The sequence below is a fragment of the Caulobacter sp. CCUG 60055 genome (assembly GCF_022750545.1).
Taxonomy (GTDB): domain Bacteria; phylum Pseudomonadota; class Alphaproteobacteria; order Caulobacterales; family Caulobacteraceae; genus PUIC01.
On the sequence record NZ_PUIC01000002.1, the window covers coordinates 292,793 to 315,690 of the forward strand.

General features: G+C 68.1%; 14 protein-coding genes and 1 pseudogene. 10 read left to right on the forward strand and 5 right to left on the reverse strand.

Annotation, left to right across the window (positions count from 1 at the left end; all coding sequences use genetic code 11):
* Nucleotides 1-14 precede the first annotated feature (14 nt).
* From C5708_RS04905 to C5708_RS04930, 6 genes are all read left to right on the forward strand, one after another.
* On the forward strand, nt 15-509 hold the full coding sequence (locus C5708_RS04905; protein WP_242918463.1) for a hypothetical protein: 495 nt from the start codon (nt 15-17) through the stop codon (nt 507-509).
* 150 nt (nt 510-659) lie between these two features.
* Nucleotides 660-3,557, forward strand: a complete 2,898-nt coding sequence (locus C5708_RS04910) for a TonB-dependent receptor (RefSeq protein ID WP_242918465.1) — start codon at nt 660-662, stop codon at nt 3,555-3,557.
* The gene (locus C5708_RS04915) at nt 3,554-4,123 is read left to right on the forward strand and encodes a sigma-70 family RNA polymerase sigma factor (protein WP_242918467.1); all 570 of its coding nucleotides are present in this window, start codon (nt 3,554-3,556) and stop codon (nt 4,121-4,123) included. The genes C5708_RS04910 and C5708_RS04915 overlap by 4 nt, the downstream gene beginning before the upstream one ends.
* Nucleotides 4,113-5,063 (forward strand): FecR domain-containing protein, encoded by a 951-nt coding sequence (locus C5708_RS04920; RefSeq protein ID WP_242918468.1) that lies wholly within the window; start codon nt 4,113-4,115, stop codon nt 5,061-5,063. The genes C5708_RS04915 and C5708_RS04920 overlap by 11 nt, the downstream gene beginning before the upstream one ends.
* 138 nt (nt 5,064-5,201) lie before the next feature.
* Nucleotides 5,202-8,105, forward strand: a complete 2,904-nt coding sequence (locus C5708_RS04925; protein WP_242918471.1) for a TonB-dependent receptor — start codon at nt 5,202-5,204, stop codon at nt 8,103-8,105.
* 180 nt (nt 8,106-8,285) lie between these two features.
* Nucleotides 8,286-9,929 (forward strand): CehA/McbA family metallohydrolase, encoded by a 1,644-nt coding sequence (locus tag C5708_RS04930; RefSeq protein ID WP_242918472.1) that lies wholly within the window; start codon nt 8,286-8,288, stop codon nt 9,927-9,929.
* Between the two features lie 134 nt (nt 9,930-10,063).
* Here C5708_RS04930 and C5708_RS04935 read toward each other — a convergent pair whose 3' ends face one another.
* Nucleotides 10,064-11,449, reverse strand: a complete 1,386-nt coding sequence (locus tag C5708_RS04935) for an amidohydrolase family protein (RefSeq protein ID WP_242918474.1) — start codon at nt 11,447-11,449, stop codon at nt 10,064-10,066.
* Nucleotides 11,450-11,609: 160 nt separating this feature from the next.
* A complete protein-coding gene (locus C5708_RS04940) occupies nt 11,610-12,173 on the reverse strand; it encodes a GNAT family N-acetyltransferase (protein ID WP_242918526.1) in 564 nt (187 codons plus the stop codon).
* An 822-nt stretch (nt 12,174-12,995) separates the two neighbouring features.
* Here C5708_RS04940 and C5708_RS04945 point away from each other — a divergent pair.
* A pseudogene (locus tag C5708_RS04945) lies at nt 12,996-13,307 on the forward strand (DDE-type integrase/transposase/recombinase); the annotation flags it as partial.
* 146 nt (nt 13,308-13,453) lie between these two features.
* Here the strand turns inward: C5708_RS04945 and C5708_RS04950 are convergent.
* Together C5708_RS04950 and C5708_RS04955 are read right to left on the reverse strand one after the other, a co-directional pair.
* Nucleotides 13,454-14,962: a nitrilase-related carbon-nitrogen hydrolase gene (locus tag C5708_RS04950; protein WP_242918476.1), complete on the reverse strand. Its 1,509-nt coding sequence runs from the start codon at nt 14,960-14,962 to the stop codon at nt 13,454-13,456.
* A 198-nt stretch (nt 14,963-15,160) separates the two neighbouring features.
* A complete protein-coding gene (locus C5708_RS04955) occupies nt 15,161-16,027 on the reverse strand; it encodes an FCD domain-containing protein (RefSeq protein ID WP_242918478.1) in 867 nt (288 codons plus the stop codon).
* 256 nt (nt 16,028-16,283) lie between these two features.
* Between C5708_RS04955 and C5708_RS04960 the strand changes: the two genes are divergently transcribed.
* A complete protein-coding gene (locus C5708_RS04960; protein WP_242918480.1) occupies nt 16,284-18,491 on the forward strand; it encodes a TonB-dependent receptor in 2,208 nt (735 codons plus the stop codon).
* 83 nt (nt 18,492-18,574) lie between these two features.
* Nucleotides 18,575-20,617 (forward strand): prolyl oligopeptidase family serine peptidase, encoded by a 2,043-nt coding sequence (locus tag C5708_RS04965; protein ID WP_242918482.1) that lies wholly within the window; start codon nt 18,575-18,577, stop codon nt 20,615-20,617.
* A gap of 32 nt (nt 20,618-20,649) precedes the next feature.
* Here C5708_RS04965 and C5708_RS04970 read toward each other — a convergent pair whose 3' ends face one another.
* The gene (locus tag C5708_RS04970; RefSeq protein ID WP_242918484.1) at nt 20,650-21,195 is read right to left on the reverse strand and encodes an amino acid synthesis family protein; all 546 of its coding nucleotides are present in this window, start codon (nt 21,193-21,195) and stop codon (nt 20,650-20,652) included.
* Nucleotides 21,196-21,279: 84 nt separating this feature from the next.
* Between C5708_RS04970 and C5708_RS04975 the strand changes: the two genes are divergently transcribed.
* On the forward strand, nt 21,280-22,671 hold the full coding sequence (locus C5708_RS04975; RefSeq protein WP_242918486.1) for an amidase family protein: 1,392 nt from the start codon (nt 21,280-21,282) through the stop codon (nt 22,669-22,671).
* Nucleotides 22,672-22,898 lie beyond the last annotated feature (227 nt).

Here is a 22,898-nt window from a genome sequence, read left to right on the forward strand (position 1 = left end):
GCGCGGGGGGAATGATGATCCTGGGACTTTCAACCGGCGCCTTCACAGCGCTCCATGTCGCCATCAGCCTGCTGGCGATCGTCAGCGGCCTGGCGGCGGCGGCCGGACTGGTGCGCGACCGACGGCCAGGCCCTTGGACCGCGATCTTCCTGGCGACCACCATCGCCACCAGCGCGACCGGCTTCTTCTTCCACTCGAAAGCCATCGGTCCGCCCCACATCGTCGGCGTCCTGTCTCTGGTCATTCTGGGACTGGCGGTCTGGGCGCTCTACGGCCGCAGGCTCGTCGGAGCGTGGCGGCCCGTCTACGTCGTCTCCGCGATCCTGGCGCTTTACCTCAACGTCTTCGTGGGCGTCGTCCAGGCCTTTCAGAAGATCGGGCCCCTGCACGCGCTCGCCCCCGCCGGCTCGGAGCCTCCGTTCCTCGCCGCCCAACTGCTGACCTTGGTCGCCTTCGTGGTCCTCGGCGCCTACGCCCTGCGCCGTTTTCGGAACGTGAGCCCCGGCTAGGCCGGCGCTTTCCCGCCGCCGCCGCGCCCGCCGCGCGGCGGCGAAATCCCCGACCGCCAAAAAAATGTAACTCAAAGCCACTACCGAACCTGCCCAGCCCCGCCCGCCAGCCCTGACGCCGGCGGCGGCGGGCCGGTTTCGAAGAGCTTGTTGCACCGCGAGATGACCCGTTTCGCCCGCCGTGAAGCGCGGAGCGCCCTGGCCTGCATCCTGGGGGTGTCGGCCTTTGCGGCCGCGTCTTCGTCGGCCGCGGCCGAGGGGCTGGCGCTGGGTCAGGCCCTGCTCGCCCTGGGGCGCAAGTCGGGCATGCAGATCGTGTTCGAGCCCGGACGGATGGCCGGGCGCCGGGTGGACGGGTTTGTCAGCACGGGCGACGCCCAGGCCGACCTGCGACGGCTGGCCGGCCTCGCCGGCTTCGAGGTCGTCACGCTCAAGCCGGGGCTGTTCGCGTTGGTTCCCGCGCGTCCGAAGCGCGCTCAAGTTCAGCAAGCGGCGCCCGGCGCGGAGCGCGACGAGGCGAGCCCCTCGGTCGACGAGGTGGTGGTCGTGGCCGCCCGTCCCGGCGACCAGGTGTCGGACATCTGGATCAAACGGTTCGCCACCCAGCAGATCGACCGCACGTCCGCCGACGAGATCGCCCGCCTGCCGGCCGCCTCGTCCGCCGAAGCCGTCCGGCTGACGCCGGGCGTGCAGTTCGACAACCAGCGGGGGCTGGGCGAGTACATCTATGCGCGCGGGCTGGATTCGAACTTTCACCTCGTGCAGCTCGACGGTCGCAGCATCGCGCTCAACGAACTGATCGAAAACGGCGGCCCGCGCGGGCGCAGCTTTCGGTTCGAGGTCGTGCCCGCCGAGCTGGTCTCGCAGCTTGAGGTGGTCAAGACGCCGAGCGCGGCCGATCAGGACGGCGCCGTCGGCGTCACGGTCGACATCCAGACCCGCAAACCGCTGGACATCGGCGAGCGGCAGGACCTGACCGTTCAGGTCATCGACAACGACCTGCGCGGCGTTCCCGGCGGCGGCGTATCGGGCCTGGTCAGCTGGGTCGACCGGGACCGCACCTTGGGGGTCGCGGTCAGCGGCCTGTCGCGCAACCGCTTCATCCGCAACGACCGGTTCTTTGAATTCCAGTGGGCGAGGGGCGCCTTCGTCCCGACCCTGCGCGAGACCGACTATGCGCCCAGCCGCGTCCGCCCGACCATCGAGCTGGAGGAGCGGACCCAGCAGGCCGCCGCCCTGGCCGTGCAGTGGCGGCCGACGCCCGCCTATCTCGCCGAACTCGACGTGCTCGCCGAGCGGCTTGACGTGCACTACGACGAGTACGGGCTGGACATCTATCCCGACGACGCCAGCATCCGGCGGCCGGTCTTCGTCCCCGGAAGCGAGCGGCGCGTCGGCGACACCATCGTGGCGGGGCGCATCGACAACGTGCGGTGGATGGCCTCGCGCGAGACCAGCCTGAACCGTCACGACCTGCTGGCGGCGGGGCTCCGGCAGACCTTCGCCTTCTCGCGCTGGAAGGTCACGGCCGACGCCGCCTATTCGCGCGCGCACAGCTTCCATCCCGACGGGCAGGGCACCTCGCGCGACCGCATCGCCTTCTTCGCCCCGTTGAGCTTCGATTTTTCGGGCGGCTACCGCAGCTTGGCCTCGCTCAAGACCGACGTCGACTACGCGGACCCGAACAGCTACGCGGCCTGGACCTACAACTACGCGCCCAAGGACTCGGTCGATATCGACGAGGCCTACAGGATCGACGCCGAGCGGGCCTTCGACGGCGTGCTGACGGCGGTCAAGGCGGGCGTCCTGCGGCAGCATCGGGCGCGGGCCTACCGGCGGCGCGACTGGTTCCTGGACGGCCTGACGGGAACGCCGCTCTCCGCCCTGGGGCCAGCCTATTACGGGGCCTTGCCGTTCGGGAACTTCATGTCCGGCCTGCCCGGCGACAGTCCGCGGGTCTGGGTGGCGCCGTCGGCCAGCGCGTTCCGCGCGGCGCTGTTCACGCCCCAGGTCGCGGCCCTGCCCCTCACGCCCGACGATCTGGCGGCCAGCTACGACGTCGACGAGGACGTCCTGGCCGGATACCTCCAGGCCAGCTTCGCGTTCCGGCTTTTCGGCGCGCCGATCAGCGGGGAGGCGGGTCTGCGCCGCGCCTCGACCCGACAGGTGTCGAGCGGCTACGTCAGCGACGGGCGCGCCGCGACGCCGGTCTCCTACGAGCGGTCCTATGCGAACTGGCTTCCCAGTCTCAGCCTGAGGGCGGAACTGCGGCCCGACCTCGTCCTGCGCGCCTCGGTCGCCCGGACCCTGACCCGCCCCAACCTCATCGACGTGGCTCCGCGCATCACCACCTCGCTCGACAACGAGACCGCCTCGGGCGGCAATCCGGACCTGAGGGCGTTCAGCGCGACCAATCTCGACCTGGCTCTGGAATGGTATCCGGGCCGATCGGCGACGCTGTCGCTGTCGGCGTTCCGCAAGGACATGGACAACTACATCACCTCGCAGAACGCGCCGCTCGAGGTTCCCGGCCACGGCGTCCTGCTGATGACCACCAGCGTCAACGGCGGGCGCGCCACGCTGGACGGCCTCGAACTGGTGTTCCGCGACAGCTTCATGCTGCCCGGCGTGGGCGGGCGGGTCACCCTGGGCGGCTCGGCCGCCGCCGCCTCCAGCCAGTCCCGCTTCCTGGCGGGCGACCGTCCGATCCGCGATCGGCTGACGGGGTTGTCGCAGACCAGCTACAGCCTCACGGGCGTCTACGAGCGGGGGCCGCTCTCGGCGAGCCTCGGCTATTTCTGGCGCGACCGGTACCTCAACAGCTACGGCAGCTCGGCGATCGGCGAGGAGTACGTGGCGCCCCTGGGCACGCTGGACGGCCAGATCGCCGTCAACCTGTCGCCGAACCTGACGGTCGAGATCGGCGTCGCCAACCTGACCGACGCGCGCAAGTACGTGTTCGGCGTTTCGGAGATTCAGCCTAAGGAGATCAACGCCTTCGGGCGGACCTTCACCTTTTCCCTCAAGTGGCGTCGCGGCGGCGGATGACCGATTCTGAACCGCCTTCCCCCGCCGACGCCCCGACCGGCGTCGCGAGCGCCTCCAGCCGCGTCGAGCAGGCGCGGCGGTTCGCCGACTTCGTGCGGCGCTATCGCGGGCCGCTGGTGCAGTATTTCCGCAAGCGCGGGCTCGTCCATTCGGACGCCGAGGACCTCATGCAGGAGGTGTTCCTGCGCCTGATGCGCAGGCAGCGGGACGAGGCGGTCGAAATCTCCGACGGCTATGTGTTCTCGGCCGCCTCCAGCGTGCTTATCGACCACCATCGCCGGCGCGCGACCAGGGGGGCGAGCGCCGAACTGGACCAGGATCTGGCCGACAACTCTCCCGGCGCCGATAAAATCCTGGAGGATCGCGAAGCGCTGCGCGTTATGCATACTGCGCTCTTTCAATTGAACGCGAAGCTGCGAAGGGCTTTCGTCCTGCATAGATTTGAACAGCTCAGCCACGCCGAGGTGGCCGCCAAGCTTGGCGTCTCGGTCAGCACGGTCGAGAAGTACGTCATGGCGGCTCTGGAGAGGTTGAGGGGCGCCGTCGACCGTCGTGATGATGTCTGACCTTTCCACCGATCACGAGGGCGCCAGGGCCGAGCGGCTGGTGCTGCAGGGACTGCGGGCGCCGCTGGACGCCGCCGACGCCGCCTGGCTGGACGCCTGGGCGGCGGAATCGCCGGCGCGGATGGCCATGATCGACGGCTGGACGCGCGCCTGGGCGATGTCGGGCCTGATCGACCCGCACGAGGCCGCGGCCAGTGACGGCGCGGTGAACGAGAAGCTTGGGGCCACGGCGACGCGCCGGTGGGCCGTCGCCGCCGGTATCGCGGCGGCGGCGGCGATACCGGCCGCCGCGTGGCTGGGCCTGCGCGAGCGGGCGCGGACCTACGCCGCCCCCGCCGACCGCTCCTTGACCGCGGCCCTGGCCGACGGCACCGAGGTGGTGCTGAGCCGCGGCGGGCGCCTGGAGGCGCGCTTTGGCGGCGGGCGCCGAAGCATTCGCCAACTGGCGGGCGAGGCGTTCTACAAGGTGGCCAAGGATCCCGCCCGGCCGTTCCAGGTCGAGGCCGGCGGCTATCGCCTGACCGCCCTGGGCACCGCCTTCAACGTCGACCCGGCGCCGGGCGGCCTGCACGTCGACCTCGTCGAAGGCCGGCTGCGGATCGAGCCGCCGGGCGGGGCCGCGGCGATCCTGCTGAACGCCGGCGAGCGCTTCCGGGCCGAGGACGGGCTTCGGGCGGTCGCGGCCGACGTCGACGCGGCCAGGGCCTGGACCGAGGGACGGCTGGTGTTCGACGACGAGAGCCTGGGACAGGTCGCCGCCAGTATGGCGCGCCATTCCGGCCGCAGGCTGGTCTTCGCCGACTCCAGGCTGAGCGGCCTGCGCTTCTCGGGCGTCCTGCGCCTCGACGACCTTGCGGCCTGGAAGCCGGCCATCGAGGCGGTGCTGCCGGTCGAACTGTCCGAGACCCAGGGCGGCTACCTGGTCTCCGCGCGCCGCTGAACGCTTGTCCCGATGGCGCGGGGCGGGGCGCGCGTGAACTTTTCTTGAAGATCCTACGGACCCGCTGAAGCGGTCCGTTCTGCCTTCCGACGCCGATAAGCGTGGGGAGGGCCCCCGACGCCGCGTCTGGGGATAGTCATGACCACCGCAATTTTCGCCCGCGCGCGCCGCCATGGGTTTCTGGCCGGCGCCGCCCTTGCGCCCTTCCTCATGGCCGTGTCCGCCGCCGGCGTCGCGCACGCGGCCGATGTCGGAGCCTCGTCGTCCGGTTCCGCCGTCGACGAACTGGTGGTGACCGGCGCCAAGGAGAAGGGCTCGTTGCTGGAGAAGCGCAACGACGTCGCCGTCTCCAGCGTGATCTCGGCCGAAGAGATGACCCGCCGGCCGGTGAGCAACGTCGTCGAAGCCCTGTCGATCCTGCCCGGGGTGTCGGCCTACGCCGACATGGGCCTGGGCCAGGCGGCGACCGGCGAACCGGAGTTCGTCACCATCCGGGGCATCGATTCCAGCTACAACGCCTATTCGCTGAACGGCGTGCGCGCGCCGCAGTCCGATCCCGGCAGCCGCGCCCTGTCGCTGAAGCTGGTGCCGCCCTTCGGCCTGCAGTCGATCAAGGTCGTCAAGTCGCCGACGGCGGAATATGACGGCGACTCCATCGGCGGCGTGGTCGATATCCGCACGCCGACGGCCTACGACTTCGGCGGGGCGCTGACGCGGATCACCCTCCGCGGCGACCTGGCCGACCTGGCCGAGCGGCGCGGCCTGAACGGCAAGGGCGGGGCGGTGCAGGGTGAGTTCGCCCGCAAGTTCGCCGACGGCCGGTTCGGCGTCTACGCCACCGCCTATTACGAGCAGAAGAACTCGACCGGCGAGGCGGGCGAAGTCGCCGGCTGGGTCCCCACCGAAGCCTTCCAAAGCGACGTCAAGGACTTCACCAAGGTCGACTCGCTTTCGGCGAACTCGTTCAAGTGGGATTTCTACACCAACCGCATCGAACGTTTCGGCGGCAACGTCTCGGTCGACTACCGCACCGACGCGCAAACGCTCTACGCCCAGGTCACCTATGGCAAGTACAAGGACCGTGGCGACGACAACCAGATGAACGTCCGGCCCGGCCTGGCCAACACCGGCAAGGACGCGGCCGGCCACCCGCTCGACTACTGGGGCCGCCCGGTCGGGCCGGGGCTGCCGGGCGACGCCAACTACGCGCCGCAGCAGGTCAACAGCAATCCCGGCGGCGGCGCCTATGACGCCAGCGGCTTCTACAGCATCCCCGGAAGCTTCGCCGGCCACTACTTCCAGCTTCGCGACCAGGAGAGCGAGCTGATCACCGTCAAGATCGGCGGCTCGACCAAGCGCGACCGGCTGACCTTCGACTACGACCTGTCCTACGGCTACGCCAAGCAGGCCCGGCCGAACTATGTCGAGGCCAGCTTCTACGGCCTGCCGATCGAGGGCGCCCGCTACAACATCCAGTGGAGCGATCCGCACACCCCGCGCATCGTGTTCAACAGCGCCGCCGCGCGCGACGCGATCTTCAGCCAGGACTCCAACCGGCTGTGGAAGACGCAGGGCTCCGACAGCGCCTCCGACAACGGCGTCTGGGCCGGCAAGTTCAACGTGACCTATGACGCGGGCGGCAAGACGCTGCGCCAGCTCCGCGCGGGCCTGGCCTATTCGGCGTCCGAGCGCAGCCAGTACGAGCATGAGTTCACCGGCTCGGACGGCGACAACCTCGCCCTGCTGACGCCCCAGGGCTACGCCTCGCCCTATTTCAATCCGGCCGGCCCGACCATCGGCGCGCTGCCGGGAACCAACCTCAGCGGCGCGGTGCTGGGCAGCTATCCCGGCGTCTTCCGGGCGCTGGACCGCAGCTATTATCCCGGCCTGATCACGCCGCACGCCTATCAGGACAACTTCGCCATCGACCCCAAGACGGGTCTGGCGACCTGGGGCAATCCCGGCGCCTATTCCATCAACGACTATAACCGCCGGTCGGTCAGCGGCGACGAGAAGATCCTGGCCGCCTATGTCTCGGCCGAACTGAACTTCGGCCCGCTGTCGGTCTATCCGGGCCTGCGCTACGAATACACCGACTACTCGGCCACCTATTGGGCGGTGGACGGCGCCAGCGGCGGCTTCAAGAGCTTCGGCTCGGACTACGGCGAGGTGCTGCCGAGCGTGAACCTCGTCTATCGGACCGACAACGGCCTGGTCTATCGCGGCTCGATCCGGCGCGGCTTCTCGCGACCGGCGTTCGGGCTGCTGGCCCAGCCGGCCAGCATCAGCCGCGACCCGACCAACTCCAACATCATCCTGGCGATCAGCCAGGGCAATCCGAACCTGAAGCCGACCGAGTCGATCAACTACGACGCCTCGGTGGAGTACTACAATCAGAGCGGCGGCCTGTTCGAGGCGGCGGCCTACTACAAGGACATCAATAACTTCATCTACGCGGCCAGCGTCACCGGGGCCGCGCCCAGCTCCCAGACGGCCTCGCTGGCCAACGCCGGCGTGACCATCAGCCAGCCGGAGAACGGCGGCTCGGCCAAGCTGATGGGCGTCGAGCTCAACGCCCGCCAGCAGCTCAAATTCCTGCCGGGCCCGTGGAGCGGCCTCGGGGTCGGCGTCAACGCCACGTTTCAGCACAGCGAAGCCGACAGCAAGCGGGCCGACCACTTCGGCCGCAAGACCTGGCTCCCGCGCGCGCCCGAGCAGATCTTCAATATCGAGGCGTTCTACAACTACGGGAATTTCAGCGCGGACCTGACCTATCAGTACACGGGCCTGCAGCTGGTCAACCTGACGAGCAACAATCTCGACAACTACCTCCAGCCGACGAAATTCCTCAATCTCAGCGTCGGCTACGTGCTCAACGGCGTGAACTTCACCCTCGCCGCCAAGAACCTCACCAACGAGCCGGTGTTCTGGAAGACGCTAGGCAAGTCCACGCGCTACCTCGGCACTCAGGACGGCGGCGGCAACGGCTCTTATGTCGAAACCGGCCGGGTGTTCAGCCTGACCGCCAGCTACGCCTGGTAGGCCGCGCCTGCAAAAGGACAGAGCGCGTCTGGCGGGCGAAATCGCCGAAACCTTAGCCTGACGCGCTCTGAGCCTGCGGGGCCCTCGGTCCCGCGCCGGCCGCCCAGCCGCGAACTCCCCCCTCGCGCGGCTGGGCGGTCGTTTTCTCCGGTCTCGGAACCTTCAGCCCTGGAGCGTCTCATGTCGCCTGTCGCCGCCCTCAAATTCGTCCGAACCTGGTTGTCGCTGGCCTTGCTGGCGGTCGTCGCGCCCTGGATCGCAACCACGCCCGCCCGCGCCGCAGACCGGACGCCGGATGTCGTCCTGGAAGGCGAGGTGCGCGGCGGACAGAGCGGAGCGGACCTGGACCTGCCCTTCACCGTGCCCGCCGGCACGGCCGCGGTGCGGGTGGTGGTCGACTATCCGCATACTCCCCACGGCGCGATCCTCTACACGGGCCTTTACGATCCGCAGCGGTTCCGGGGCTGGGGCGGCGGCATCAAGACCGATTTCACCGTGGCCGAGGCCTTCGCCTCGCCGTCGTTCAACCTCGGTCCCATCCCGCCGGGGGGCTGGCGGCTGGCGATGGGCGTCGCTTTCGCCGGGCGGGGCCCGGCCACGCCCTATCAGGTGAAGATCTATTTCAGTCGGGCGACGGACATGGAGCACGTGGCCTTCGCCAATGCGCCCCTGCGAACCGAGGCGGGCTGGTATCGCGGCGACCTGCACGCCCACACCGGCGACAGCGACGGCGCCTGCCTCAGCCTCGGCGGCCGCCCGGCGCCGTGCCCAGCCTTCTTCACCCTGCAGTCGGCGGTGGATCGCGGCCTCGATTTCGTGGCCGTCACCGACCACAACGTCACCTCGCACTTCGGCATGCTCGGCGGGCTCCAGGCCTATTTCGACACGCTTCTCGTTCTGCCGGGCCGCGAGATCACCACCCGTTTCGGCCACGCCAACCTGATCGGACCGATGGGCGACCTCGAGATCGGTCTGGGCCGGCCGGGCGCCGAGGACATGACCGCGCTGCTCAAGGCCGCCAAGGCGAGCGGCGGCTTCCTGTCCATCAACCACCCCGCCCTGGCGTCGGGCGAGGACTGCCTGGGCTGCGGCTGGACGGCCGATATCGACTACGGCCTGGTTCAGGGCGTCGAGGCGGTCAATGGCGGCACCATCGCCGAGGCGCCGCCCGGGGCGCAGGACGCGGCGCCCGGCTTCCATATCCCGTTCTGGCAGGAGCGCCTCAACGCCGGCCACCGGCTGATCGGCGTCGGCGGCAGCGACAATCACGACCCCCGTCAGGCGCTCGGCCGGGGCTCGCCGATCGGCCCGCAGTCGCCCCTCGGCTATCCGGCGACGGTGGTCTACGCGCGGGAGCTTTCCCAGGTCGCGATCCTGGACGGCCTGCGCTCGGGCCGGGTGTTCGTCGACCTGCGTTCCGGCCGCGGCCGCGTCCTCGACCTTTCGGCCCGCCTCGGAGGGGCCTCGGCGGTGATGGGCGGAACCCTCGCCGCGCCGGCCAGGGGAGGCGGTCCGCTGACGGGCGACATCCATGTCATGGGCGCCAAGGGGGGCAAGGTCGAACTGATCGTCGACGGCGCGCCTCGCGCGCTGGCCTCGGACCGGATCGACCTCGACGACTGGACAACGTCCTTCCGCCTGGCCGACCCGCGCGGCGTCAGATGGTTCCGCGTCAACGTCCGCGATCCGGACGGCCGCCTGGCCATGGTCGGCAACCCGATCTTCCTGGACCACGGTCAGGACGCCGCCGGCCGAACGACGGGCGGAAATCGGCCGCCGGAGATCGCGGGCGCGTCTCCGGCGTCAGGCAAGCCCCGGAAATAACGAGCGGAATCATCGCCTGAAAACCGAGCGTCGAGCCGGGTATCTGTCGACATCGCGACGAGGTCGGAAGCCGTGCATACATCGTCACGACGATCCGGATCGTCTCCGGCGGGCGGCTCGGCCTGACAAGACCCTCAGGGCCGTTCCGACAAGATCGACCGGTAGGTGTTCGCGACCTTGTCGAGCAGCGCGTCGGTCTCCTGCCGGTCGCGCCAGACGCCGGCGGCCATGACGCCGTCGCGCGCCTCCAGCGCGCGGAGGTCGGTCAGGGGGTTGTCGCGCAGCAACAGCAGATCGGCGCGGCAGCCCACCGCGATGACGCCGAAGCAGGGTTCCTGGCGCGTCCTGGCCATCATCTCGCCGGGGGTGCGGGTGGCGGTGGAGAGCGCCGCGAAGTTGCTCAGCCCGGCGGCGTGCAGCGCATAAAGGTCGGCCCGCAGCGATGCGCCGGGATAGGAGCCAGGGATCGCCGGGGCGTCGGTGCCGGCGATCAGCGGCACGCCGGCGTCGCTCAATGCGCGTGCGAAGCGGCCGAGGAAGGCCGCACGATTGCTCAGGCTGCCGGTCCGCTTGTCATAGCCCGCGCCGCGCCAGGCGATGCGCATCTCGGGATCGAGCCAGGCCCAGTCGGGGCGGCGCATATAGGCTTCCACGACGTCAGGCCGCCCGAACTGCTCGGCGATCGTCGCGTAGGTGAAGAGATCGGCGGTGATATAGGCGCCCGACCGCTTGGTGAAGGCGACCGCCGCCGGGATCGCGCTGTCGGGCGGCGCCGCGGCGCCCACCTTGGCGTCGGGCGGGAAGAAGGCGGTGTAGAGATATTCCTCGAGGTGGGCGACCATCACTTGCCCCGCCGCCAGCTGGCGTTCGACGCCGACCCTGGTCACGCCGTGGCCGACAAGCGGGACGCCCTGGCGCGAGGCTTCCTGCGCGAGCACGGCGAAGACGTCGGGCGCGAGGTTGTTGTAGACCTTGATGAAGTCGTAGCGGTTCGACTTGGCGAGGGCGACGACCGCGACCGCCTCGGCCGGGCTCGCGACGACGAGCTGGCCATATTCGGGCGTGCCGTCGATGCGCAGCGCCAGATAGACGTGCGGGCCGGGGCGCTTGCCGGAATTGACCGCCGGCGCGACCTGATCGACGAACTCGGCTGAGGCGCCGCCCATGTTCAGCACGGTCGTCACGCCATTGGCGAGGAAGACGGCCAGGTCGCGGCTGTTCGAGGAATGGACGTGCATGTCGGCCAGTCCAGGAACGAGATAGCCGCCGCGTCCGTCGATCTCCCGGACGGCGTTCGGAGCTGGCAGGTGCGCGCCGATCGCCGCGATCTTGCCGTCGACGACGAGCACCGACTGATCCGGGACGGTCCGCTCGCGATCCATCGGCACGACCGTCACATGCCGGAAGAGCGTGGCGGGCGGGGCGGGGGGCGTTTCGGCGGCGCGCACGCCGCCGCAGACCAGGCCGGCCGCCAGAAGGATGGCGGCCGCCGCAAAGAGTTTCGTCGTGTCGATGTTCATGGCTCAACGATCTTCGAGGACAGGGCGACGACGCTCCGCCAGCCGAGGGTGATCGATTTCCGGCCGCCTCACAATCCACCGCAGCGGCGTCGTCGCCCCGCGCGTGGGGGGGCGCCGGTCACAGGCGTCTTAGCGATCCCCGCCCCGCCTTCTTAGGGTTCTACGAGGCCGTTTGGACGTCTGCGCCGGCCGGCCGCTTGCGGGCGGCGGCGTTCAAATACCAGAAGAGCGCCACCTCGTCGGCTACGTCGGGACCGAGCTCGCGATAAAGAAGGCGATCGTAACCGCCGAGGACAAAGCCATAGCGCATATAGAATCTGCAGGCTGCGACGTTGTTGGATTGGGTCTCCAGCCGGATCGCTCCCAGCCCTTGGTCAAGCGTCCAGTCGACAACCCTGTCCATCAATGCGGTCGCCAGTCCGCGCCGGCGAAACGATCGGGCCACCGCGATATCGTCGACCATGACGCAGCCGTTCCATCCCCGGCTGGCGGCGATGTATCCGGCGATGTCTCCGCCTTCGCTCGCCAAGAACAGAACGCTGTCCGGGCCGTCGCACCGTTCAAACAGCGCATCGTCCGTTTCATAGGCTTTGCGCCTTTGCGCGCGTGGCTCGATGCGCGATGGCGCGGCATCGAAGGGCCCTACGAGGACGCTATCGATCTCGAAGGAGAAATCGACTTCCTCAGCCGATCTTGGGAGCGCGTCTACACGAATGATTTGCATGGCGTCCAAGATACCGGGGCCGCCTGGGAGGGACCAGAGGATCGCTCTTCCGACCAAATGACCGACCGGCCGAAGCCGGCTATCTCGCGCCGCGCTGAGGGACTGGTTTGGCTTGATGATACGCGCAGTCCGACCGATTTCATTCGAGCATCACCGCCTTCCGCCGGGCGTCATCCGCTACGCGGTCTGGCTCCATTTCAGGTTCACGCTCAGCATCCGCGATGTTGATGGAGCTGCTGGCTCAGCGCGGGATCGAGGTCAGCCGCGAGGCGATCCGGTGCTAGGTAAACAAGTTCGGCCCGGTGATCGTAGTGAGCCTGTGTCGGCGGCGAGCGCCACCATCTACAACACCTTCGGTCTCCAGCCCCATTTGATCCGCCAATCGAGGCTCCGCCAATTCCGGGCTGCGACTGATCAGGCGTGGATGGAAGCAACGATCGCCGCTTGAACCGAGGACGCGGGGAAGGGCGCGCTGCGTCCGTCGCGAGTTAAGTTGTCGACACCCGCGTCGGCGCGACAATCCTGGACGATGGAAGACATTGCGGAGCGGATCAAAGCGCGGTGGCCGAAGCCGGACCGCGCGGGGCCCATAAGAAGCGAGGTACCAGCAAGTGTTCAATCTGATATTAGGTGGTCTCGTGATCGTTTGGATAGGTGCGACCGCGTCGGCCTATCGGGCGTGGGGAGCGAAAGGGCTTCTCGGGATCCCGATTGGAGTGATCATCCTGCTCGGGCTGTGGCTGGGTATGGCACGGCTGTTGAGTGGGCCGAGCGGCGGCCTCTGAAATCCAAACTGAGAATTATCCCGCTGGACGTGTTCGACCGGAGATCATCACGACGGACAAGCTGGCCCTGTACCGGGCGGCGGCCAAGGCGTTGAACCTGCTGGAGCGTCACCGGCCGGGCGGCATGCGCGAAAACAATCGGGCTGAAAACTCGCATCTGCCGATCCGACGACGGGAGCGGAAGATGCAGAAGTTCAAAAGCCAGGGCTCAGACCAGCGCTTCCTCGCCACTTACGCCGTCGTCCACAACACCTTCAACCTGCAGCCCCATCTGATCCGTCGATCGACGCTCCGCCAATTCCGGGCCGCGGCTCATCAGGCGTGGGCGGAGGCGACGTTCGCCGCCTGAGGGTCATAATGGGGGAGGGCGCTCTGCGTTCGCTGGGACTTAGGTTGTCAGCACCCACACCATCACGACGGCCCGGATCACCTCCAGCGAGCTGTCAAACCAACGGCCAGATCGACGGCGCAAGCCGTTTGGGCTGACGAAACCCGTCAGCCCTTTGCGGGGGCGCTGCTGGAAGGGCCGGCGGCCGGCGCGGCGGGGAGCCGGCGACGAACCGTCAGGCTCGCAAGCAGGGCCAGGGCGATCGCGCCGATGCACAGACGGCCGAACAGGTCCCCAATCTTCACATAGAGCGTCGGAATCGGCTTGCCGATATTCGCGGTGGCGACGAGCACCGTGCCTGGCGCCGGCCGGCTTTCCGCCTCGGCCAGGATGCGGCCGTAGGGATCGGCCACGGTGACCCTGCCGTGAGCCGCGGCGCGGATGATCGAGAAGCCGTTTTCGACGCCTCGCAGAACCGCTGGGCGGGAGTGGCTCCAGCCGTCCGTGTCGTAATCGCCGGCGGGGATCAGCAGAGCGTCCACTCCCAGCTGGCCATAACGACGTGCGAGCGGAGGGAAATCGAGATCCTTGCAGATCGCGACCCCGATGGACTTGTTGTCCATCTGAAATGTCGAATAGCCGTTCCAGGGCGTGACCAGCGAAGCTTCGAACCCCGGCACCAGATGGTGTTTCGCGTAGCTGGCGACCTGTTGACCGTCCGGCCCGAAGACCCAGGCGCGGTTGCGGGTCAGCTTGCCCTCCTGCGTGGCGACGCCGGCGAGAATGTAGGCGGCGTGGCGGCGCGCCGCATCGCTCAGGCGCGTAGCCAGCAGGCCCTGACGAGTGGAATCCGCCAGAGCGATGGCTTCCGTGAAGACGATCACGCGCGCGCCCTGAGCCGATGCGCGGTCCGCGCCGGCGAAGTAGGCGTCCCAGATGGGATCCTCATGCGTAGCGTCCAGGGGCTTGCTGTCCGGCTGATCGATCGAGACCAAGCCAACCTTCACCGGGACGGTCTGCAAGGGGATGGAGAGCCGGATCAGGCCGCCGGCGACGATCGCGACGGCCAAAACGAACGCGGGCGCATAGGCCAGCTTGCCGCTCCGGCGCGGATCCAGGGCCAGGGCCGCGGCGGCCGCCGGAAGGCAGATCAAAAAGACGACGCCGGCCATTCCCGCGAAAGCCGCCACCTGGATCACCGGCAACGCGTCCATCTGGCTATAGGCGAGGCTGCCCAGCGTCCCGTGCGGCGAAGTCGCGCCGAGCACGGTGTCCATGGCCGCCCACGTCGTCGGATAGACGAAGGCCGCCAGCCATGCGGGGAGCCTCGCGGCCACGACGCGGGTGACCAGGATCACCACGGCCCAGGTGATCGCGGACAAGGCGCCGTAGATCGCCGCCGCCGCCGGTCCGCCCACGCTGGCGATGTAACTGAACAGCGAAGCGCCCAGGACGCCCCCCGCGACGGCGCCAAGAGCCGCCGCCTCCCAGATCGGCGCGCGCGCGGCGGCCACGAGCAGGAAAAGCGGCGCGATCCAGGCGAGCCACCATACGGGATGGAGACTATGCGAGACGGCGAGGAGCCCGCCCGAGATGACGGCTGCGGCCAGGCGCCAGCGACGGTGTTCCAAAATGGCGAGGCGGTCTCGCCCCGCATCGTCTGCCGTTCTGCTCATGTCGTGGTCCTCCCGATAGGCTGCTGAGCGCGCGAGGTCGGCGCGCCGTTCGCCGTCGTCATGACCTCGCACGGGCATTTATACTATTTATCATTATAAATACCAGTCGCGACGGATCCGGTCGCGACCGGCGACGGCGACCCGTGCAAAGCGGCCTCGCCGCCCGTCTCAGCCGGCGCGGTTTTCTGGAGCTGGCGGCTAGGTCGGCCTGGGTTTGCGACGCGTCCCGCTGGGGGCGGGGGGCGCATCGTCGGCTTCGGTTGCGGTCTTCGCCTTCTGGCGGCCGGCGGGGGTCAGGGCGATCGTCGGCGGCCCGTCGGACTCCAGCACGAGCGAGCGCAGATATTCGCCGCGCAGACGCTTCACGTAGTCCTCTGCCTCGATGATGTGTTCAAGCATCAAGGCGCGCGCGCGCGTCGCGTCGCGTTCGCGCAGGGCCTCCAGAATCTTCCTGTGGGCGACGACATTGGCCCGCCCAAATGCGGCGTCGTGTTGAACGCCGCGGGCCAGGCGCACGGAGCGGACGAGCATTTCGTTCAGCGCCTGGCACATGAACCGCAAAACCTCGTTGGGATTGGCCTCCGCCAGAATGTCGTGGAAGTGCAGGTCTTCGGCCCGCTGGTCTAGCGCATGCGCCGGGCCCTGGGCGGCCGGCGCGCAGAAATCTATGCTCGCCTCCAGCAGCCGCAGGGTCTCCTCGGTGATATGCGGCACGGCGCCCGCAACCAGTTCGGGTTCGAGCAGCCGCCGCAGTTCGTAGATCTGCGCCAGATCGACCTCGCGGAAGAAGAAGAAGTTTTGCAGGAGCTGGAACGTGCGGTCGAACGGCACCGCGGCGATCGTCGCGCCGCCGTCCGGGCCGGTGCGCATCGTCACCAGCCCTTGCACCTCGAGAGATTTCAACGCCTCGCGCACGGTGCCCTTGCTCAATCCGAAGATGTCGAGGAGCTCTGCCTCCTTCGGCAGCCGGTCGCCGGGTTTCACGTGTCCGGCGATGATCCATCGCTTGATCTGCTCGACCATCTGGTCGCCGACCTTGCGCGATCTGGAGGTCGTTTCACGCATACCCTTGAGTCCCATCGTCCCCGGCAAATCGGCCGCTCACGGATACTATTATCATAAATACCGGCCACGCAGCCGCTGGGCGATCTGGGCGAGTGCGGTCGCGGGCCTGTCTCGACAATCATATTTATTATGATAATTATTCGATTTCAGCCGGGCGAGAGAACAGTCCGGTCGCCCGGATGGACGCGTGGATGGCGAAATCGTTTCGAGCCCCATGCGCGCCGTCCTGGGAGACGCGCGGCAGAGGGGGAAGCGAATGAAACAGCGTCGAGGACGTCATGCTGGCGGTATCGGAAGCGTCTTGCTTTGCGCGATCGTCGCGCCTGGAATAGCGAGCGCGGCCGAAAAGGCGGGCGGGGGAGCTCCGCAGGGGACGATCGAGGAACTGGTGGTCACCGCCCAGAAGCGGGCCGAGAACGTGCAGGACGTGCCGGCTTCGATCAGCGTCTTGGGCGGCGCTCGGATCGCAGCGATCCACGCGATCCAGCTTACCGACTACGCGACTCTGGCGCCGGGCTTTCAGGTCGATTCGGGCGGCGCGCCTGGACGCACGCAGTTGACGTTGCGGGGCGTCTCAACCGGATCGGGCGGGAGCGCCGCCGTCGGCGTCTATGTCGATGACGCTCCCGTGGGGTCGAGCTCCCCGTTTGTTCAGGGCAACAGTTTCGCCCTCGATCTCATGCCGTACGACGTCGACAGGGTGGAAATCCTGCGCGGTCCGCAGGGAACCCTGTACGGCGCAAGCACGATGGGCGGCTTGTTGAAATACGTCCTGAAATCCCCGAGCCTGGACCAGTTTCAAGTGCAGATCGGCGGCGACGTCGCCGGCATCGAGGGCGCGGGCCGGATCGAAGCGGGGGCGCGGCTCGCCGCCAACATCCCTCTCGTCGAGGGCAAGTTGTCCGTCCGGTTCAGCCTCTACGACGAATCCACGCCGGGCTACATCGACAACGCCCTTACGGGGCGGAAGGACGAGAACGGCCTTGATCAGAAAGGCGGGCGCGTTTCGCTGCTTTGGGCCCCGGCGGACGGCACGACGGTCAAGTTGTCCGCGATGCTTCAGGATCAGAACAGCAAGGGCGTCGCCGCGGAGGCGGTCGACGGTCAGACCCTGAAGCCGCTCTTCGGCGACTTGACGAACTCGCACATCGCCGCCCAGCCCTTCCGGCAAACCCTCGACTTCTACGACGCCACGATCTCGCACCAGATGGATTGGGCGACGTTGTCGTCGACGACCAGCTATCTGGGGAAGAATTCGAAGTTCGTCGACGATCTCACCCAGATTTTTGGGCCGCTCATCCCCGTCTTCACCGCGGGCGCCGTTGCGGCGGGGCAGACCCCGGTGAGCACGAGGCTGTCGATCGAGAAGGTGACCCAGGAGATCCGCCTGACCTCTCCGAGCCATCGGACGTTCGAGTGGCTCGCCGGGCTTTTCTACACCGACGAGGTCGGCCGCGACCTGGAAACCCTGCACGGTCTCGACCTGCAGGGTGCGGCCATTCCCGGACTGGAGCCTTTCGCGGTGTTCAACGAGTATTCCCGGTATCGGGAGTTCGCGGTGTTCGGCGACGCCACCTACAGGCTCAACGACGCTTGGGACGTCACGGGCGGCTTGAGATGGGCCCGCAACTGGCAGACCAACCGGCAGGACAGCTTCGGCCCCCTGGTCACGCCGTCCAGCGGGGGCGCGCGCTCCTCGCAGCAGGTCGTCACCTACATGGCCAGCACCCGTTATCACTTTTCCAAGGACGCCATGGCGTATCTGCGGATCGCCAGCGGCTACCGTCCCGGCGGGCCGAACCTTCCGTTCCCCGGCGTTCCGCCCACGATCGGCGCGGACCGCCTCGTGAACTACGAGGCCGGCCTGAAATCGGAGTTCCTGGACCGCAAGCTGCTCGTGGACGCCGCCGTCTTCTACATCGACTGGAAGGACATCCAGATCAACGCCGTCACGGCTGGCGGCTTCAACTACATCACCAACGGCGGCAAGGCCAAAAGCCAGGGGTTCGAGTTGCAGTCCACGCTCGTGGCCGCGCCGGGCCTCACCCTCGGCGGAACTCTCGCCTTCACAGACGCCAAGCTCACCGACAACGCGCCCTCGATCGGCGGGCGCTCCGGGGATCGCCTGCCCCTGACCCCCGAGTGGAGCGGCTCCCTTACCGCCGACTACCGCCACGCGATCCGGGGCGACTGGACGGGCGCGATCGGCGCCGACTATCGGTACGCGGGCGCCCGCACGTCCCTGGTCGCGAGCAACCCCGACAGCGTGCGGCTGCCCTCCTACGGCGTGTTCGGCCTGACCGCCGAACTGACCAACGGGCGGTACACGGCCCGCCTGTTCCTGAAGAACCTGACCGACGAGCGGGCGTTGCTCAGCACCAACAGCGCTCGTGGCGCCGCGGCCCTGGCGGTCAGCATCCTTCAGCCACGGACGTTCGGCCTCAGCCTGGACGCCGCGTTCTAGTCCGGCGCGTCGACACAGCGCCCCATCGCCGCAAAGGATCAAAGAGGATGAACTCGCATGTCGTCGCCAACCTGGCTCGGGGCGTGGCGGTGCTGGTCGTCGCCCTGACGGCCAGCCTCGCCGAGGCCGCCGCCGCGCCGTCTCCCCTCATTCCAAGGCAGGCGTTCTTCGCCGGCGAGGGTCGGTCAGGGGCCCAGATCAGTCCCGACGGACGCCTCATCGCGTTCCTGGCCCCGCTCGACGGCGTGTCGAACATCTGGGTGGCGCCGCGAGGCGATCTCGGCGAGGCGAGGGCGGTGACGCACGAGAAAGCGCGGCCGATCCAGCGGCTCTATTGGGCCCCCAATTCCGCCCAGGTGTTGTTTCTGCGCGACCAGGGCGGCGCCGAGGACTTCCACCTTATCGGCGCCGATGTCACGACCTCGCGGGTCGTCGACTACACGCCCTTCGAGAACATCAGCGCCCGTCTCCTCAAGCTCTCGACCAACGGCGGCGACGCCGTGGTCGTGGGGCTCAATAATCGCAACGGTCTCTGGCATGACGTCTATCGGCTGTCGCTGTCGAGCGGCGCCTTGACGCTGATCTGGCGCAATCCAGACCGCTATAGCGACGTGCTCGTCGATCGCGAGTTCAATGTCGTAATGGGCGTGCGCCCCGCGCCCGACGGGGGGAACATCGTCGACCGCATCGGGGCCGGCGGCGGTGCGGTCAAGCTTTTCGACGTTCCCTTCGAAGCCAGCCAGACCACGGCTCTGGTGTCGATGGCGCCGGATGGGCGGACGCTCTACCTGCTCGACAGCCGGGGGCGGAATTCGACGGTGCTGGAAACGCTCGACACCCGCACCGGCGCGATCCGCGTGCTGGGGGCGGACGAGCGGGTGGACGTCGCGTCGAACTCCGACGGCGGCGTCGGCGGCGACGGAACGCTCATTCTAGACCCGCGCACGGACGCGGTCGTCGGCTATGGCGTGAACCACCTTACCTTGACGTGGAAGGGCTTGGACAAGGCGACCCGCGCCGACATCGCGACGCTCGACGAAGCGGCCAAGGGAACCTGGTCGGTGGAAAGTCAGTCCGCAGACAATCGGTTCTGGACGGTGTTGGTGGACCGGGTGACGGAGCCGCCGTCCGACTACCTCTACGATCGTCAAACGCGGACCGTGACCAAGCTCTTCTCGACCCGGCCCGAACTGGATGGCGCACGGCTGGCGCCGATGCGCCCCTTGGCCTTGCGCAGCCGCGACGGTTTCACCTTGGTGTCCTACCTGACCTTGCCGCCGGGGACGTTGACCGACGCCGCCGGCCGGCCTGTCCGGCCGCTTCCCCTCGTACTCTATGTGCATGGAGGCCCCGACGAGCGCGATGTTTACGGCTTCAACCCCACGCATCAATGGCTGGCCAACCGGGGTTACGCCGTACTGTCCGTCAACTTCCGGGCCTCCACCGGGTTCGGCAAGGCGTTCGTCAATGCGGGCAACCTCGCCTGGCGCGGGGCGATGAGCGACGACCTGATCGACGCCGTTCATTGGGCGCAGGCGAACGGGATCGCCAAGCCGGGGGCGGTGGCGATCTATGGCGGTTCCTATGGCGGCTATGCGGTGCTCGCCGGCCTGACCCGGCCGGCCGACGGCTATGCTTGCGGCGTCGACCTTTTCGGGCCGTCGAACCTGATCGATCTCATGCAGATCGACTCCCTTCCGGCCGATTGGCGGCCCAACTACGCCCAACTCGTCCGCCGCTGGGGCGACCCGCGCACGCCAGACGGCCGCGCCTATCTCGTGGACGCCTCTCCGATCACCCACGTCGACGCCGTGACGCGGCCGCTTCTGGTCGCCCAGGGGCGCAACGATCCCCGAATCCACATGGCGCAGTCGGATCTGCTCGTGAACACCCTCCGAGCGAGGGGGCGTTCGGTCACCTATGTGAACTTCCCCGACGAAGGTCATGGGTTCATCCGGCGGGAGAACATGCTCGCCATGGCGGCGGTCGCCGAAAGTTTTCTGGGCGTCTGTCTCGGCGGGAGGGTGGAAAAGATCGGGCGGGATCTTGTCGGCTCCAGCTTGCAGGTCTCGGCAGGGGGCGATCTCGTTCCGGGACTGTCGGACGCCGTGAATTCGGCGCGCTGAGCTTGCGCACAGAGGCGCCCGTGCGGGCGCCTCTAGGCCTTCTCAGCCAGCGTGATCAAGGGGTTCAGTCGCGTCGACAGGGCCAGCGCCACGACGATCTCATGCGGTCGGGGCGCGTCCGAAAGCCCGATCTCGATCGCGTCGAGCCTTGCGAAATCCCATTCGTCGCTGGCGCCATGCAGCGGGACGTCGAGCCTCGCGCCAGGCGCGCCGACCTTCACCGTGGATGGGAGGATGGTCTTGCCGAACCCTATCGTGCGACGGATCGAGCCGCCCATCCGAGGGTGCAGTATCCACCCGGCGTCGGTCGCCCTGCCGGCGGCGCCGACGATCGCGCCCTTCCCATAGGCCAGCTTCTGGTCGGCGAGATCGGGAAGTCCGGCCAGGATTCGCTGAGCCAGTTCGTTCCCCAGGAACGCCCCGAGCGCCATCGCCTCCTGATGGCCGATCGCCTCCAACGCGGGATTCTCGATGACGGCGGCCGCCCAGCCGAGCGAGGGGCGGGCATCGAGCGAAGCCGCTTCGAAGTGGGTGGCGATGCGGAGAATCGCGCCCGCTGCTCCCAAACGTTCCGTCACAGCCGCATCCTTGCATTGCATCGAGGTTATTAGTTATATTTATTATTATAAATTAGATTTGTCGCGGCGATTGTGGCGGGAGACATGCCGATCATCGGGCCTCAGGACACGTCGGGCATGGAGCGCGCCTACCGCGCGCGGGAAATCTCTCCCGTCGAAGCCGTAGAAGCCGCCTTGGACGCGGCGGAAGCGACCCAGGACACCCTCAACGCCTTCGTCTTCATCGATCGGGAAGGCGCGCTTCGCGCCGCGGCCGAATCTGAGATGCGGTGGCGGGCGGGCTCGCCGCTCAGTCCGCTCGACGGCGCGCCGGTATCCGTGAAGGACAATATTCACGTCGAAGGCCTGCCGACGTCATATGGATCGCTGGCGACGACGGAGGAGAAACGGTGGGGCCCTGACAGCCCCAGCGTGGCGCGCATGCGCGAAGCCGGCATGGCGATCATCGGCAAGACCACGCTTCCGGACCACGCCTTCAAGGTCACGACTGAAAGTCCCCTGACGGGCGTCACCCGCAATCCGTGGAATCCGGCCCATACGCCAGGAGGCTCCAGCGGCGGCGCGGCGGCGGCGGTGGGCGGCTTCGGGGGGCTGGCTCTGGGGACGGATGGCGGCGGATCCATCCGCGTGCCGGCCGCCTGGACGGGCGTCGTGGGTTTCAAGCCCAGCCTTGCGCGCGTCCCGCATCATCCTCGTGGGACGTTCGGGCCGCTGAGCCATGTGGGGCCCCTGGCCCGGAACGTACGCGACGTCGCACGATTGATGTCGATCATCGCAAAGCCGGATTCGCGCGACTGGTACGCGTCCGGCGATCGCGGCGACGATTTTGAGACCCCGCTTTCGGCGCAGGCGCAACCAATGCGCATCGCGTTGAGTCCCACGCTCGGCCTGGGCGTCGAGGTCGTCGGCAGCGAGATCAGGACCGCGGTGGAAGCGGCGGCGCGGGTGTTCGAGCAACTCGGTTGCGACGTGCGCCTTATGGATCCTCCAGCGGTCCGCGAGGCGGTCGACCTTCACGGCTACATGTGGGTTTCCTTCTGCGCCTTGCTTTCGCAGCGGTTCGGGCATGCTGCGAGCGAGTTGGATGTCGGGCTTCGGCGTGCGGCGGCCCTCGGCGCCAGCCTGAGGCCGACGGAGGTGACGGACCTCTTCGTGCGGCGCGGCGACCTCGGGTCCGTTTTCTGGCGGTTCTTCGAGGACTACGATCTGGTCCTGGCCCCGACGGCCCCATGCACCGCGCCGGCCATCGCCGACCTCGATGAGGCCCAGCCCTTCCGGGTGCTGACGACGTCGTGGTGCAACCTGGTGGGGCTTCCTGCGATCAGCGTTCCGTGCGGCCTGGCCCGGAACGGTCTGCCGATCGGACTGCAGATCGTCGGCGGCCCGCGCGCCGATCTCGCCGTGCTGAAGGCCGCCTTCGCCTACGAGCACGCTCGCGGCCCGATGCAGAGTCCGCCGTCGGTGCTGGCGGTCTAAGCTGCGGCGTCCCCAGTTTGGGGCTGAGGGGCTGGCTTGTCGACGCGCGCGGTTCGGCCGATTTCATTCAAGCGTCACCGCTTTCCGCCGGACCGATCCGCTATGCGGTCTAGCTGGTGCTGACAGGTTAAGTCCCGATTGCTGGTTGTGACCGTGTGGAGCAACCCGTCCATGCGGGAAATGTTAGTAAAATCAATGCGGCGTCAGAGTCGCAAACTCGTCGCGCA

Coding starts and splice junctions, on each gene's coding strand:
- C5708_RS04950 (WP_242918476.1), bottom strand. CDS start 14,962: ATGAGCAGAACGGCAGACGATGCGGGGCGAGACCGCCTCGCCATTTTG.
- C5708_RS04925 (WP_242918471.1), top strand. CDS start 5,202: ATGACCACCGCAATTTTCGCCCGCGCGCGCCGCCATGGGTTTCTGGCC.
- C5708_RS04955 (WP_242918478.1), bottom strand. CDS start 16,027: ATGCGTGAAACGACCTCCAGATCGCGCAAGGTCGGCGACCAGATGGTC.
- C5708_RS04935 (WP_242918474.1), bottom strand. CDS start 11,449: ATGAACATCGACACGACGAAACTCTTTGCGGCGGCCGCCATCCTTCTG.
- C5708_RS04960 (WP_242918480.1), top strand. CDS start 16,284: ATGAAACAGCGTCGAGGACGTCATGCTGGCGGTATCGGAAGCGTCTTG.
- C5708_RS04940 (WP_242918526.1), bottom strand. CDS start 12,173: ATGCAAATCATTCGTGTAGACGCGCTCCCAAGATCGGCTGAGGAAGTC.
- C5708_RS04905 (WP_242918463.1), top strand. CDS start 15: ATGATCCTGGGACTTTCAACCGGCGCCTTCACAGCGCTCCATGTCGCC.
- C5708_RS04920 (WP_242918468.1), top strand. CDS start 4,113: ATGATGTCTGACCTTTCCACCGATCACGAGGGCGCCAGGGCCGAGCGG.
- C5708_RS04975 (WP_242918486.1), top strand. CDS start 21,280: ATGCCGATCATCGGGCCTCAGGACACGTCGGGCATGGAGCGCGCCTAC.
- C5708_RS04930 (WP_242918472.1), top strand. CDS start 8,286: ATGTCGCCTGTCGCCGCCCTCAAATTCGTCCGAACCTGGTTGTCGCTG.
- C5708_RS04915 (WP_242918467.1), top strand. CDS start 3,554: ATGACCGATTCTGAACCGCCTTCCCCCGCCGACGCCCCGACCGGCGTC.